The sequence below is a fragment of the Singulisphaera rosea genome (assembly GCF_054877945.1).
Window position 1 is genome coordinate 69676 of the sequence record NZ_JBTYIP020000031.1, and the last position, 13907, is coordinate 83582.

A 13907-nucleotide genomic window follows, 5' to 3' on the forward strand; every position below is an offset into this window, starting at 1 on the left:
CCCACGACACCGACCGGCTCGCCGCGGGGCCCTGGAGCTCCTCGGCGTGGTGATTGGTGGCTCGGATTCGGGGGCTTGGGTCGTGAGTCGAGGGGGAACCCTCCCCCGAGTCGGCCTGGTTCGAGGCCGGCGGGGTGGGCTTCCGCAGAGTGCGTCGCTATTGACTACGCTATCGCCCCTCGCCGTCGATCGCAATGCCGCGTCTGGCCCATCTCGAAGGATCGCCTCCCCGTCATTTTTCGGGATCCTTGAGGGGCGGGGGACCGCTGAGCCAGCCTAGCGACTCGAGGAATCGGTCCGCCTCGATCAGGGTCTTCGAGGTCCAGGGCTCCTGATTGAAGAAGCCGTGCGCCTGGTCGTCGTAGACGAATACCTCGCAACGCACGCCCTCCTTCCGGAGGTTGGCCTGGAAGTCTTCGAGGGTCTTGACCGGGATCAGTCGATCCTTGGAGCCGAGGAAGACGATCGAAGGCGGATCGTCCTTGCTGATGTTGTGGGCGGGCGAGAACTCCTTGTACCGGTCTTTGACCCGGCCGTTCCCCCACCCACCCGGGCCGTTATCCACGACGGGGTTGAAGAGGATCAACGCGTCTGGCCGGGCCGAGACCGAGACGTCGTCGGCCGGGTCATCCAGTCCTTCCACCATGCCGGTGAAGGCCGCCAGGTGGCCGCCGGCCGACCCGCCTCCCGCCGCGATCCGCGCGGGGTCCACGCCGAGTTCGCCGGAATGGGAACGGACCCACCTCATCGCCGACTTGGCGTCCCGGCAACAGCTCACGGGCGGATTGGCGCCTTTCCCGGGTTCCCCCTTGCCCAGCAACCGATACTCCACCAACACCGAGACCATCCCCCGGCTGGCGAAGTAGCGGGCCTGTTTGTCGAATTGGCCGGGGTGCCCCGAAATCCAGCCGCCCCCGTGAAAGAGGACCACCCCCGGCCGATGATCGGTCGCCTTCCAACCCTCCGGCTTGACGACCCAAAGCTTCAACGTCTGCCCGTCCGCCGTCTTGTACACAGAGGGTTCGCCCGCGGGGGGCGCCTCCGGGCCGGCGCCTGTCAGTAGAGGAATCAGAACAAGGCCAAGCCCGAAGTGCTTCGTCATTTTCGCTCCCCGGTCGTCACGAGTATGGGCTGTTCGTCGGGTTGATGGCCCGGGCCAACTCGGGTCGCTCCAGAAGTTGTCGTGTTGCGTTCCTCACGCCCCATTCACCAAATATGGCACATACGCCGCCAAACGCGATCGGATTGGTCGTGCATAAGACAAGAACTGCGATTGAGGAAATGAAAGGCATTGCCTGTTTGATGGATTTGTGAGTTTAAATGTGGTGAATGGGTACTCGCGATAAGAGGGGGTCTGAAGGATGGACGTCCGTCAAACTGGTTAGGCTATCGAAGAGCACCGCTGCCCGAGCATGGCGGATTGGCCCCGATCAACTCCTCGGCGATGGTCTCGCCGATGGCGACTAGCTCCGCGTCGGATAGCCGACCACCGCCGGCATACATCAACGCGCAGGACGCGGCCCCGCCGAGGCACGCGAAGAAGACGCCCGCGAGGACCACGGAGAAAGGTAGCCCCAGGACCGAGAGCTCTTTCAGGGTCGAGACGAACCCCAGCCAGACTGCGGTTCCTGCGACGATGCAGGCGGCGACCGAAACGTAAAGGGCCATTTGCGTCATCCGAGACCATCGGAATGTCGAGACCTCGACCTCGCCGGGCCCAAATGCGACGTCCTTGGGGGTGAACTCGACCCGACAGCCTCCGGTCCAGCCTCGGTAGGCCGTCACGGTCCAGGTTGAGCTTCCCTTGGCGACGCGAAGGTCGAGACTGTTCCATCCGACGCACGCGTTTCGGATCGCGGTTTCAATCCGCGGGAAGGCGTCCGGTAGGACCTGGGCGGGGAACGTGAATCGGTACCAGCCCAGCGGCGACAGTTTTCCCTGCATTGCACCGATCCCGGATGAGTGAGAGGCCAGATCGGGGGTCATGAACCATGAACAAAGGATTTTCGTCGACGGCGCGGATTTATTGTGTCCACGTCCGGCCATGGCGAATGGGTACGAGCTCGGCCGATCCACGGAGGACTCCTGATGGCCTCTCGTCCCGATGGATTCGCCGGTCGAGGCTAAACCTCGCCATCGGGCCCCCAGCCACCTAACTTGCCCTTGCGAAATCGGTTCGGGACCCGGTCCCCCTTCATCGCGCCGACCTGCCGCAAGTAGCCAGCGACCCTGGTCCGGTGGGCGTGCTCCGCGAGGTCGAGGGCCGTCAACCAGCCATCAATCTCGATCGCGTCCAGTCTCGCCCCTCGCTCGACGAGGAGTTTGACGACAGCCAACCGGCCATGGAAGGCGGCCGTCATCAAAGGCGACCATCCCTTCGGGGCGCCAGGATCCTCATTCGGGTCGACGCCTTGATCAAGCAGCGAGCGGACGGCTTCAAGGTGGCCGTTCTGCGATTCCAGAAGTAGCTGTTGAAATTCTTTGCTCACCAAGCCTGTCCTCAGTCGTCACCACAGATCCATTCTACAGCCCATTTCGGCGCCTCTAATCTGATCCTTATATTCGCTCTTGCCCCTCGATGATTAAAAATAATCCGTCATCTGGCGACAGTTTAATATATTTAATGTTTGTAAAATTGGCAATGTTTTGAGGCTGGGCTAAAAGAGGGCGATCCGCGGATGGCGCGGATTGGCACAGATAAAATAATCGAACGTTTTCCATTTTATCTGTGCCAATCCGCGCCATCCGCGGATCATCTTGAGCCTCCACTTCTTGTGGCGAAAACCAACGGCTTGCGACAAATGTCGTTTGCTTCGGAAGGGTCCCGCGATAAGATCGCTCGAGAATCACGCGGCGCCGGCCGGAGGTGATAAAGACGATCGGGGCTTGCCATCAGACCCCGAGTGCGAAGTTGCTCTGAAGGGCTTCGACGATATGCTGCTAGGACCCGTCTTCCGCGCCGAGCTGCTCCGGACCGGCCGTCGCACGCGATATTATGTCTTGAGGGCGCTTTATGGTGTCCTGTTGTTGGTGCTGGTCTGGACCGGCTACGAGGGGACCTTTCACGGTGCCAACGAGGCGACGATCCGGACCTTGGCCCAGTTCGGCCTGGTGACGTTCGTGACGTTCGCGACCGTGCAACTGGCGACTGTACTCGTCCTGATCCCTCCCCTGTTCGCCGGGGCGATCGCGGATGAGAAGCAACGGAAGACGCTGCATTACTTGATGGCGAGCCAACTCTCGGGCGGCGAGATCATCCTCGACAAGATGCTCGGGAGGGCCGCGAACCTGGCGGTCTTCCTGCTGATCGGGTTGCCGATCACGAGCCTGCTCGCCCTCTTCGGGGGGGTCGCGGCGGACTACATCGTGGTGGCCTATCTTGGGACCTTCTCGACGGCGGCGTTTGCGGTGGCCCTGACGATGTTGGTCTCGACCCTCGCAAGGAGGGTTCGCCAGGCGTTGTTGATTGCCTACGTCGCGCTCCTGGCCTGGCTCTTCCTCCCGACGATGGTCGCGGCCTTCGGCATCACCTTGTTCGCCACGTCCTACCCCAACATCCAATACATCGTCGATGGGATGAAAGACTCGAGCCCGATCGGAGTCTGGTTCGCTCTTTGGTTCGGGCGATGGGCGGGCCTTTCGAGGATGAACATCGTCTGGGATCGAGTCGAATGGATGGTCGAGCTCCAGCTCGGGGGGGCGGCCCTGCTCCTCTTGCTGTCCGTCTTGCTGCTCCGCCCGGTGTTTCGTCGGCACGAGGGGACCCCGGCGCGGCGGACCTGGTTCAAGCCCGCGAAGCCTTCAGAGGCTCGGCCGAGCCGCGACGACGGCGCGATTGCGCGGAAGGAACGGCGTTCTGCGCCCGTCGACCTCTTCACAAAGCTCGGCTTCCTGCTGGCGGTCATCATCGTGACCCTCCCCTTCGCCTGGGATCGAATCGAGTGGAAGCTTGAGCTGCAGGTTGGGGGGGCGGCCCTGCTCTTCTTGACGTCCGTCTTGCTGCTCCGACGAGTGCGTCGTAGGCACGGAGGTCCCCCTGCGAGGAGGGCCTGGTTCAAGACCGCGAAGCCGTCGGACACTCGCACGCGTCGCTGGCACGCCCGACCGAGCTGCGGCGACGACGCCGTGGCGTGGAAAGAACGGTACTTTGCTCCCGCCGATCTCTTCACCAAGCTCGCGTTGCTCCCCGCGGTGATCATCGTGACCCTCCCCCTCGCACTGCTCACCGAGGTCGAAGGGAGGATCGGTTCGGGCTTCGTCGAGCTCTGGCGGCGCGGCATCTTCGACTGGCCCGGCCTGGGAGAGGGCTTCCTCTGGGCCTTGAGGCTCGATTGTGGTTGGTACTCCGCCTTCTGGCTGCTGGCGGTCGCCGGGTCCGCGGCGTCGAGCATCACGATCGAGCGCGAGGAGGACACCTGGGTCAGCCTGACGACGACACCGCTGACCGGTTGGCAGATCGTCCGCGGCAAGCTGCTGGGGGCGATCTGGAACCAGCGAGGCTTCGGCGCGGTGTTGATCGGGCTCTGGGCGTTCGGCCTCCTGACCGGGGCCGTCCACCCGCTCGGGGTGCTCCTCTCGATCGCCGTGTTGGCCCTGCTCACCTGGCTCGTCGCCGCCATCGGGATCCACGCCTCGATGCGGACCAAGAGCACCTCGAAGGCCCTGTCGTCGACGATCGTGACCCTCGGCGTCCTCAACGGCTATCCCATCCTGCTGCTCCTGTGGTTCTCGGGGTCCCTCTGGTGGGACTCGTCCTTCAGCCTGCTGGGAGTCCTCCCGAAGTTCGTGGCCGCCCCGTTGGTCTCCTACGGCGAGTTCGGCCGAGTGTGGAGCGAGGGCCTCTACGGCCTCTTCGCCCTACCCTCCGCCCCCGTCCTGCTCGGACTGCCCATCTTCCTCTTCGACGTCTCCGTCGCGGCCTTGCTGACCCAGCGCGTCGTCGGCAAGTTCGACCTCTGGCTCGACCGGCCCCGGATCTCGTAAACGTACGGGCCGGTCCCGGACCTCGAGTCTTCCGCCTTGCGGAGAGGCCAAGGTTCTCCGCCCGAGGGCGGGCTTGCGCCGATTTTCGAAAAACTTGGAAAGTTCTCGCGGGGCCTTGCATGGTGAGGGTGGGGAACTGACACCCGAGGAGCCGAACGGCCATGATGACCGGACACGACCCGTCGACCGTCTCGCGCGACGTGGCGACCCTCTTCGGCGCGGGGGCGGTGGGCGGTCTGACCGACGCGGAACCCCTCGAACGGTTCTGCGCCAGGCGAGACGTGGGTGCGGAGGCGGCGTTCTCGGCCCTGGTCGACCGCCACGGCCCGATGGTCTGGGGCGTCTGCCGCCGTGCCTTGACCGACCCGAACGACGCGGCCGACGCATTCCAGGCGACGTTCTTGATCCTCGTCCGCAAGGCACCTGTTGTGCGGGTCGACGACTCGCTGGGCCGTTGGCTTTACGGGGTGAGCCGCCGGGTTTCGAAGCGGGCAATCCGGGCACGGCCTTCCTCGGAAGCGGGGTAGCTTTCGCAGGGCGAGCTTTCCCGAAGGAGGTTTGCGTTGGATCGGCGCACGACAGGGATGTGTCCAAGGCCTAATGAGCTGGAGCATTCACTGAGGAGCCCCGGAGTGACATGAGATAGTCTGTCTATCGGCTTTGCGACGTCCCCGGTCCGCTTCCTCCAGGCCGCCCACCGCAGGAAGGTCGCTTCCTCGAAACCGTCGCGATGATCCGGCTCACCGATCAGCTTCGCCAAGGAACGTCTTCGCAATGGAGATCATCAACTCGGGCTTACAAGCGAAAACCACGTGTCCGCATCCGGGAATGAGTGCGAGTTGACCTTTTCGCAGGAGTCGGCCGATTTCCAACACATGGTCGCCGCGTGTGTAAGGGTCTTTGTCGCCCGCGACGATGAGGGTTGGGCAGGTGATGGATCGGACTTGCTCGGGCGTGACGTAAACGGGGGTTGCCCAAAGCTTGGCGAGACGCTCGAGGAATTCGCCCCACCTCTCGGGCGACTTCATCATCCCTTTGCGCTGCGCGACGAATCCGGTTGGCAATGCTTTCGCCATGTCCGACCCGCTTTGGTGCAGCATCTCTTCCATCGCCGGCTTGGTCGCGCCGGCGGGGGTGAGGGAGCCGCCGATCACGATGAGCCGATGCACCAAATCAGGATGTGCGGCCGCCAACACGAGCGACGTGATGGCTCCCTGGCTGAAACCGAGTACGTCGACCTTCTCCTTCGTCTCCTGTTGGATCACGTGGGCCGCGTCCTCGGCGAACAGGGAGTAGGAGAACGGCTCGCCGCCCAGTTCTGCAAGGCCGTGTCCTCGCGTCGCGATTGCGATCACTCGTCGATCTTTCTTCATGCTATCGATGAGCGCGGCGAACTCATCGATATAGCCGTACAAGCCGCCGTGAAGCAGGACGAGCGGTCGACCGCCCTCGCCATACGTCTCGTAGTAGAGCTTGACGCCCCCGCGTTCCAGGATGTGGCCCGCTCTCGGATTCGAGCCGTACGGGAGCGGCTCCTCGGGGCTCTCCGCTTTCCCGCTTTTGAGCTCGGACCGCGATTTGTCGCTCGGTGGGGTTTCTTGCCCTCTGGTCGAGCCAGATGAAAGAATCGCCGCACCCAGAAGGAGTAAGCACGCCGATCGCATAAGACTCAGCCCCTTTTCCTGGCAAGGACTCATTCGTCGGGCACCACCAGACTTACACAAGCGTTAGGCAGGAAGTTGAATGATTCCCGAGAACACGTGACGGGCGAGGGCGACCCTGCCGTTGAACTTTCTCGATGAGAGTTTGCCTGTTCAGCGTTTTTTGTCACGCAGACGAACTTTAAATATTAAAATGTAAATATTTGAAAGTCAAAATCAAATTTTGGTAAAATTATTCTGGTTGGTCGAGATCGTTGATTGCCAGATCCGGTTGATCCCGCAGTTGTCGAAGATCACATCAGCCCCGACGATCGGGATGCTCTCGGCGAGAGCCTGTGCGATTTGGAGTCGGTCGAACGGATCCTTGTGATGGAATGGCATCGTCGTCAAGATCGCCGCGTATCGGGGTTCGATCGCCAGGATGTGAAGGTCGTTGGCCGCGATCTCACGCTCCATGAAGACCAGGTAGGGTTCGGGGAGGGCGTACTTCTGGAGACGGATCTTGATGGCGATTTCCCAGTAGCTTGCCGGGCTACAGCGGTTAACGCAGGCATATCGCACGAGGTGAACGGTTACGCCCGAAATCCAAGGCTTTCAGGCTAATCTGTTGTGTGCGATGCGGCTGGGAACCGCTGTAAGCTCGACATCGTTGAGCGGGTCTACGATGACCGCCCTGGCAGTGGTGCTCAACCGAGGGTCGTCCAACAGAAACCAGAGGAAGGTGTGGGTGTCGAGAAGTCGCCTCACCCCATGAACTCCTCGAAGTCCTTCAAGTGCTCATCATCCTCCTCCAGGATGATCAACTTCCCCTTGGCACTTCCCGGCTGCCGAGGCTTTCGGGACACGATGCCCTGCCCGACGAGTTTCGCCAGGGTCCGCTGACCCTCCATAATGAGGATCTCTTCGCCGGGGGCAAGGTGTTGCAGCAGTTCTGAGAGCTTGGCCCGGGCCTCTTCCACCGTGATGACCGTCATGGCGATTCCTCTTCGGCTTCAGTTCCAGCGGAGCCACTCGGAGATGGCGTCACCGACTCCCAGGGAAACCCAATTCTGAGGAGAAAAGCGGGTTTCGTACAGAGACCGGTTCGTGCTGGGAAGGCATCGAGATGCGCCGCGTGTGCGTCGTGGTCCCACCGATCCTATTCTATCCCGCAACTGAAATCTTGGTACGGTCGAGAACTGTTCGACGAGGGGCCGAAGTGGAGGTCCTCGATTTTCGCGCATTGGTCCGAGCACCGGCGGGCATTACCCTTGAGAGGAGCCGATTCGCACTCGAGGGGCGACTTGCCATGACCGACGCGCACGCGGGCGCCGTCTTGCAGCAGATCGAACGACTTTATGACGGCGGCACGGTGTCGGGACTCTCCGACGCGGAGCTCTTGGCCCGGTTCGTGGCCGATGGGTCCGGTGCGGAGGCGGCGTTCGAGGGGTTGGTGACGCGGCATGGACCGATGGTCCTGAGGGTCTGCCGGGACTTGCTCGGAGACCGGCACGAGGCGGAGGATGCGTTCCAGGCGACGTTCCTGGTCCTGGTGCGTCGGTCGGGAGGGCTCTGGATTCGGGGATCGCTCGGCCCCTGGCTTCACGGGGTCGCCCGTCGGACGGCGTTGAAGGTGCGGTCGAGGGAGGCTCGACGCCGCTCGCGTTTGGCGAGGGTCGCCGAGGGGAGTCCTCTGGAACGACTCGACTCCGTCCCCGGCCCCGATCTCGATGAGGTCGGGCCGAGTGTCCACCAGGAGGTCGGCCGGCTGCCGTCGAGGTACCGCACGGCGGTGATGCTCTGTTATTTCGAGGGGAAGACGCACGAAGAGGCGGCGCGAGAACTCGGCTGTCCGGTGGGGACGGTGCGCGGGCATCTGTCGCGAGGCCGCGACCTGCTGCGGTCCCGACTCGTGCGGCGAGGGTTGGCGCCGGCCGGCTGGTTGGCCGCCGGGGCCCTCGAATCGCCGGAGGCGAGGGCGGAGATTCCCACGGCGCTGAGGGAGGCGACGGTCGGGATTGCGGCCCGAGGCCTGCCGGTCGCGGCGGAGATCCGCGACCTGTCTCGCGTCGTCATCCGGGGCTTGTTCATCACCACGCTGGCGACAGTCGCGTCGGCGATTATGGGCGTCGTGCTAGTGGTTTCGGGGGGGACCCTGTTGGCGATCGGCCAGGCCCCGAATGATCGCAGTTCGGTGCCCGTTCCGGGCGCCGGGGCCAGGCCGCAGCCGGCCGCGGCCGAGTGGGCGGGGGAACCGCTGCCGAAGCGGGAGCGGGCCCTGATGGGCACCCTCCCGTTCCACAACGGCGACATCGTCGATCGGGTGATCTACTCCCCCGACGGCCGGACCCTTGTCTCGCAAGGTCGCGACGTCCTCCGGGTCTGGGACCTCCGGATGGGGACGGTCCTCCGGGACATCGGCGACCCGGCAATCAACGTCCACGAGGTCGCCCTGTCGCCCGATGGCAAGACTCTGGCCACGATCGAAACGCCCGGCGGACTCCGGCTCCGGGACCTGGCCACGGGCCGCAAGCTGCCCCGGCAATCACAGGGGCAGCATGGGATCCTGCACGTGGTTTTCTCTCCCGATGGCAAGACTCTGGCTTCGAGCATCGGCCGCTTTGATGCCGCGTCCCGGACGACCAAGATGGGGATCGGGACCTTCCACACGGCCACTCTCGGCGAGCGTCGATGGTTCGGCGGCGATTGGGACGTGATCAACGACCTGCGTTTCTCTCCCGACGGCCGGACCCTCGCCTCGGCGAGTCTCGACGCCCGCCCCAACGCCCAGAGGAACACGCCGAGGTCGGGCTCGACGCGGCTCTGGGACGTCGCGACCGGGCAAGAGCTCCGACGCTTCCCGGTCGAGGGCTTCCAGGTCCAGTCGGTTGCCTTCTCGCCCGACGGCAAGTGGTTGGCGGCGAGTGTGACCGACCGGACGCTCCGCATCTACGACCTGTCCACCGGCCGTGAGCATGAACCCAGGCTCGGTTCGAGCGTGCAACCCGTCCTCCAGCAGCCCGAGGAAGATGTGTTCGGCCTCCTCAGGAACGGCACCGGAGCCATGAGGAGCCTGGCTTTCTCACCCGACGGCTCGATCCTCGCCGCGGGCCGAGATGGGACCGAGGACGAATCGTCACCCTTCAGCCTTGCCGCAATCCGCCTCTGGGACGTCGCCCAGGGGCAGGAGATCCGGACGATCCCCGCGCACCAGCAATGGGTCGGTTCCATCTCATTTTCGCCCGACGGCAAGACGATTGCGTCCTCGGGGGCAGAGTCGGTGATTCGGTTCTGGGACGTCGCCACGGGGCGCGAGGCGATCTCGCAGTCGGGCCACCGTTCGTACGTCCGGTCCCTGGCGGTATCTCGGGCGGACGGCACCGTGTTCACCGGCGGCTACGACGGCACCGTGCGGCATTGGGACCCGGTCGAAGGCCGCGAGCTCAACGTCATTGCGACGATCAACGCGCCCGTTAATGAGCTCGCTCTGTCGCCCGATGGGAAGACATTGGTCCTCGGGACCGCACAGCGGGAGGGGAAGCTCGGCCTCTGGAGTGTGGCCGAGCGTCGTGAGTTGATTCGCCTTCCCCTTGCCAATGCGCGAATTTCGGTCCGGCACGTCGCCTTCTCGCCCGATGGCAAGACGGTCGCCTCGGGGTTGCGGGTCTGGGACGTCAAGTCGGGCCGAGTGCTCGTCCAATTCCGGCACAGTGACGCACAGAGAGTCCAGTCCGCGGGTGACCTCCCGATCTTCTATTCCCCCGATAGTTCTCGGATCATCACCATCGAACGCGACGGGGTTTATCTGTGGGACATTGCCTCCGGCAAGGGGATCGGCCAGGTCGTCCGTGCCGAAATTCCGCACGATCCCGCGGCGATGATTTCTCCGGACGGTCGGTTGATGGCGACGGGTGGGGTTTTTGATCCCTCCCCCGAGAAACCGAGGGATGAGCCGATCCGCGTTTGGGAGCTTGCCTCGGGCAAAGAGGTCGTAACGCTTCGTGACCACAAGGAGACGACGAGGGACCTCGCGTTCTCGCCCGACGGCCGCTACCTCGCGTCGGGAGGCGGCGGCCACAACTTCACAACGAACGACCCGACGGTGCGTCTCTGGGACCTGGCCACCGGCCGGGAGGTCGGCCGGTTCGAGCGGCATCGCGGGCCGGTGAACGCCGTCGCATTCTCGCCCGATGGTCGGTCCCTCATCTCGGCGAGCGACGACGCCACGGCGATGACCTGGGACGTGTCCTCTCTCCAGACCCACGTCCGGGTCGAGCCTCCCTCCGACCATTGAGTCCGGACTGGAAGAGAAATAATCCACAGATGATGCAGATCGGCGCAGGTGGAAATCATTCAGAAGAAGATGCAGGTTTTCATGTGCGCCGATCTACGTCATCTGTGGATTGATTCTCCCCTTCCTCAGTTGAGACAGGGTTTCAGCAGGTTTTGGTCCATGAGTTGCGATCATAGCCTGCCATGCGATAACCACGATGGCTCACGCAGCGAAATCGGTGGTGGGACAGTCGAACGCCACCGATTCCGCAACGCGAGCCACCACCACTCCACTTCGAGAGGGAGGGAGAGATCTCATGGCGGACAAAAACTGGGGCGAATGCAAGGGTTGCAAGTATTTTGAGATCGAGCCCGGCGCCAGGGCCGGTGACAGGACGATGGGGCTGTGCATCGTGCACGAGCTCGAAACCTATCGTCTTCGAGTCTCGGGCGCGAGCGGCTGTACCTTGTTCGAGCATGGGAAGGTCGCCCACGCCGAAGGCGCAAGCAAGGCGCCTCCGAGCGTTGTCCACTCACATTGAGCGATCGAACTGCTGCAGCCCGTCGTTACGGACCCGAATCGCCAGCGAGCGATATTGGATGGAAAAAATCGGAGATCGTTAACTCGTTTGCGTTTTTGGGCTTGTGATCGTTCTCCCTTCTCCCCTCTGCGTCTTTGTGCCCCTGCGTGAGACATCACGCGGCGCGACTTGCGAGATCGGAATGCTAACCTTTCGCAGAGACGCAGAGACGCAGAGACGCAGAGACGCAGAGTGAGTAAAGGGTGGATCGATGAAACGGCGAGGCGTTCTCCCTGGGGCGTGACGAAGGGAAGTTCGGCGGGGCTCACGTCCCGTTGACTTGTCGGACCTGGGGCAGATCCGGGCTCGGTCCCTCAAGGAGGAGGTGGTCATGAACGCCGTCATGAGTCTGCTCGCGCTGGCCGTGATCGGGTTCGAGGCCCCTCCTGTCCCGAGAACGTCAGGCGAGGCGTTTCCGCCGTTCCAGATGGCCGTCGACGTCGGCCGATCCGGAGTTGTCCCGTTCGAGGTTGTGGAAACCACTGGAACGCTTCCTCCGCCGAGGAAGCCGGTTTCGCAGGCCTGGGAAGGGCGTGCGGAGTGGCCGCTCACCCTGGAGGAGGCGGTCCGGATCGGGCTCGAGAATTGCGAGGCCTTGCGCGTGCGACCTCGTCCGGGAGATCTCCCGGCAGGGGCCTCGCCTCGCGTTGGTTTTCGAGGTAAGGCCGTCGCGATCAGCCTTGCCGACGATCGCCCCGACTCCTCCCCGCGGCAATTCCGTGCTGAGGTCATGGCACACCTCCGCTCGGTCGAGCAGCAGTACTGGGCGTTGGCCGGAAATTACGCCGGTTTCCGCGCCCGCGAACGGGCAATCAAACGGGTCGTTGAGATCCTCCGCCTCCAGGAGGCCCGTCTCGAGATTCGTCAGTCGGTCCCCGGGGACGTGGCCGCGATTCGACGGAGGCTCGAGACGATCCGCCTCGACCGGGCGGCGCGATTCTCGGAGGTGATGGCGGCCGAGCGTCGCCTGCGCGTGGTCCTCGGGCTTTCGACGGCCGACGACCGACGGATCGTCCCCGCTTCCAGGCCGAACGAGACCGCGGCCGGGCTTCGTTGGGACAATTGCCTCGCGGCGATGCTCGCAAACCAGCCCGACGTCCTTCGTCAACGCGCCAACACCCGCGCCGCCGCCCTCCGACTCTTCGCCTATCACCCTGGCCTTGTCCAACTCCGGCTCGTCCTCCTACTCCCGGACGTGGAGGTTCCCTCCTTGCCGTGGATTGCGGCCTCGAGGTTCGTCGCGATCGGTATGGAACTCGCCCAATTCCGGCTGCGCATGGTCGTGGAGAGCTTGCGGACCCTGGCCGCTCGAGGGGCAAGCCGTCTCGCGTCAGCCCTCGACCCCTCTTCGGACCCTCCGGCCGTCTCCGGGAGGCAGCGATCGGCGAACTACCGGCAGGCCCAGTATGCCTACTTAAGACAGTATGGATATCTCCAGCAGGTCGTTCGGCGGTCCGAGCAGAATCTGAGGCGGTTCCATCGAGATCTCGACGCCGTCACCGAGCGGTCGAGGGCGGCCTCGGAGTCCTCGGCCGAAGCCGCCCGTCACTTCGAGTCCCAACGCGTCTTGTATGAACAGGCCCGTCTCACGATCGACGGCTACCTCGACGCCGTCTGCGAGTCCACCAACGCGCTCGCGGCCGTGGAGCAGGCCCGGGCCGAGTCCCAGGTCGCCCGTGTCGAGCTCGAGGAGGCGCAAGGGACGTTGCTGGCGTTCGACAACGTCACGGTCGTCGACTCCCCGGTTTCGGAGCCTCGGGTCCCGCGAGAGACCAGGACCAGGCTCGCCGAGGAAACGCCGTTTTCCCGCCCCGCACGGAGTGTCGACGCCGATGTCTTGAAGACGAGCGGAGAGACGACGGCCCCTGCCCCCTTACCCGACCTGGTCCCCAGACCCGCTTCGACGCCGACGACCCTGAATTTCGACGTCCTGATCGGCGAATCTCGCCCGATCCGCATCCGGGGTTCTTTCTCTCTCATCCGAGGCGAATCGACTCGGCAAAAATAGGGAGATCTATCCGCAGATGACGCAGATTGACACAGATGAAAATCATGAGGATTTTTAATTCGATCTTTCGTCTACGCCATCTGTGGTCTCGGACTCAATCCGCTCCCAGGTCGTTCACGAAGCTAGCCGACGGATGGATTCGCTCGTATTCGACACCGAGCTGGTCGGACACGATCCTTCTGACCTTCAAGGCGATTTCGCGGTTGGTCCCGGGACCGCATCGGGCGACGAACTCGTCGTCCGAGATCGGTGGGAACCGGTCCTCAAACTTTGATCGTTCGCCTCGTTCCACGATCACAATCGCAGCGAGGATCAGGAACACGGCGACGATCACGATGAATGGAATCATCGGTGCCTCCCCCTTGCCAAGCGTCCACGCTCACAAGTCTCGGCGGTTCGAATGGATTTTGGATCATAGCAGAA

General features: G+C 63.6%; 12 protein-coding genes. 5 read left to right on the plus strand and 7 right to left on the minus strand.

The annotated features are described in order from the left end of the window. Positions 1–232 precede the first annotated feature (232 nt). From ACYOEI_RS33935 to ACYOEI_RS33945, 3 genes are all read right to left on the minus strand, one after another. A complete protein-coding gene (locus tag ACYOEI_RS33935) occupies positions 233–1102 on the minus strand; it encodes an alpha/beta hydrolase (RefSeq protein WP_462854557.1) in 870 nt (289 codons plus the stop codon). 284 nt (positions 1103–1386) lie between these two features. Beyond that, positions 1387–1944 (minus strand): hypothetical protein, encoded by a 558-nt coding sequence (locus tag ACYOEI_RS33940; RefSeq protein ID WP_462854559.1) that lies wholly within the window; start codon positions 1942–1944, stop codon positions 1387–1389. A gap of 179 nt (positions 1945–2123) precedes the next feature. Continuing rightward, complete coding sequence (locus tag ACYOEI_RS33945; protein ID WP_462854561.1) at positions 2124–2489, minus strand: ankyrin repeat domain-containing protein; 366 nt, start codon at positions 2487–2489, stop codon at positions 2124–2126. Between the two features lie 445 nt (positions 2490–2934). On the opposite strand from ACYOEI_RS33945, the gene ACYOEI_RS33950 reads away from it, so the two are divergent. Both ACYOEI_RS33950 and ACYOEI_RS33955 read left to right on the plus strand, forming a co-directional pair. Next, a complete protein-coding gene (locus ACYOEI_RS33950) occupies positions 2935–4983 on the plus strand; it encodes an ABC transporter permease subunit (protein WP_462854562.1) in 2049 nt (682 codons plus the stop codon). A gap of 161 nt (positions 4984–5144) precedes the next feature. Further along, positions 5145–5510: an RNA polymerase sigma factor gene (locus tag ACYOEI_RS33955; RefSeq protein WP_462854564.1), complete on the plus strand. Its 366-nt coding sequence runs from the start codon at positions 5145–5147 to the stop codon at positions 5508–5510. Positions 5511–5723: 213 nt separating this feature from the next. Here ACYOEI_RS33955 and ACYOEI_RS33960 read toward each other — a convergent pair whose 3' ends face one another. The 3 genes from ACYOEI_RS33960 to ACYOEI_RS33970 all read right to left on the minus strand — a co-directional run bounded on the left by ACYOEI_RS33960 (position 5724) and on the right by ACYOEI_RS33970 (position 7618). Beyond that, positions 5724–6647 carry an alpha/beta fold hydrolase gene (locus ACYOEI_RS33960; protein ID WP_462854568.1) on the minus strand — a complete coding sequence of 308 codons (924 nt, stop codon included), beginning with the start codon at positions 6645–6647 and terminating at the stop codon, positions 5724–5726. Between the two features lie 213 nt (positions 6648–6860). Continuing rightward, positions 6861–7205 carry a type II toxin-antitoxin system VapC family toxin gene (locus tag ACYOEI_RS33965; protein ID WP_462854569.1) on the minus strand — a complete coding sequence of 115 codons (345 nt, stop codon included), beginning with the start codon at positions 7203–7205 and terminating at the stop codon, positions 6861–6863. A gap of 182 nt (positions 7206–7387) precedes the next feature. Beyond that, positions 7388–7618, minus strand: a complete 231-nt coding sequence (locus ACYOEI_RS33970) for a type II toxin-antitoxin system Phd/YefM family antitoxin (RefSeq protein WP_462854571.1) — start codon at positions 7616–7618, stop codon at positions 7388–7390. 314 nt (positions 7619–7932) lie between these two features. On the opposite strand from ACYOEI_RS33970, the gene ACYOEI_RS33975 reads away from it, so the two are divergent. The 3 genes from ACYOEI_RS33975 to ACYOEI_RS33985 all read left to right on the plus strand — a co-directional run bounded on the left by ACYOEI_RS33975 (position 7933) and on the right by ACYOEI_RS33985 (position 13484). Continuing rightward, a complete protein-coding gene (locus ACYOEI_RS33975; protein WP_462854573.1) occupies positions 7933–10917 on the plus strand; it encodes a sigma-70 family RNA polymerase sigma factor in 2985 nt (994 codons plus the stop codon). Between the two features lie 295 nt (positions 10918–11212). Continuing rightward, positions 11213–11437, plus strand: coding sequence for a hypothetical protein (locus ACYOEI_RS33980; RefSeq protein ID WP_462854575.1), 225 nt, complete (start codon positions 11213–11215; stop codon positions 11435–11437). Positions 11438–11807: 370 nt separating this feature from the next. Continuing rightward, positions 11808–13484 (plus strand): TolC family protein, encoded by a 1677-nt coding sequence (locus ACYOEI_RS33985; RefSeq protein WP_462854577.1) that lies wholly within the window; start codon positions 11808–11810, stop codon positions 13482–13484. A 94-nt stretch (positions 13485–13578) separates the two neighbouring features. Here ACYOEI_RS33985 and ACYOEI_RS33990 read toward each other — a convergent pair whose 3' ends face one another. Then, on the minus strand, positions 13579–13833 hold the full coding sequence (locus ACYOEI_RS33990) for an acyl carrier protein (protein ID WP_462854579.1): 255 nt from the start codon (positions 13831–13833) through the stop codon (positions 13579–13581). Between the last annotated feature and the right edge of the window lie 74 nt (positions 13834–13907).

Excerpts from the sequence above, each read along its gene's own strand:
- ACYOEI_RS33985 (WP_462854577.1), top strand. The coding sequence starts at position 11,808 with ATGAACGCCGTCATGAGTCTGCTCGCGCTGGCCGTGATCGGGTTCGAG.
- ACYOEI_RS33970 (WP_462854571.1), bottom strand. The coding sequence starts at position 7,618 with ATGACGGTCATCACGGTGGAAGAGGCCCGGGCCAAGCTCTCAGAACTG.
- ACYOEI_RS33975 (WP_462854573.1), top strand. The coding sequence starts at position 7,933 with ATGACCGACGCGCACGCGGGCGCCGTCTTGCAGCAGATCGAACGACTT.
- ACYOEI_RS33940 (WP_462854559.1), bottom strand. The coding sequence starts at position 1,944 with ATGCAGGGAAAACTGTCGCCGCTGGGCTGGTACCGATTCACGTTCCCC.
- ACYOEI_RS33960 (WP_462854568.1), bottom strand. The coding sequence starts at position 6,647 with ATGCGATCGGCGTGCTTACTCCTTCTGGGTGCGGCGATTCTTTCATCT.
- ACYOEI_RS33990 (WP_462854579.1), bottom strand. The coding sequence starts at position 13,833 with ATGATTCCATTCATCGTGATCGTCGCCGTGTTCCTGATCCTCGCTGCG.
- ACYOEI_RS33980 (WP_462854575.1), top strand. The coding sequence starts at position 11,213 with ATGGCGGACAAAAACTGGGGCGAATGCAAGGGTTGCAAGTATTTTGAG.
- ACYOEI_RS33950 (WP_462854562.1), top strand. The coding sequence starts at position 2,935 with ATGCTGCTAGGACCCGTCTTCCGCGCCGAGCTGCTCCGGACCGGCCGT.
- ACYOEI_RS33955 (WP_462854564.1), top strand. The coding sequence starts at position 5,145 with ATGATGACCGGACACGACCCGTCGACCGTCTCGCGCGACGTGGCGACC.
- ACYOEI_RS33935 (WP_462854557.1), bottom strand. The coding sequence starts at position 1,102 with ATGACGAAGCACTTCGGGCTTGGCCTTGTTCTGATTCCTCTACTGACA.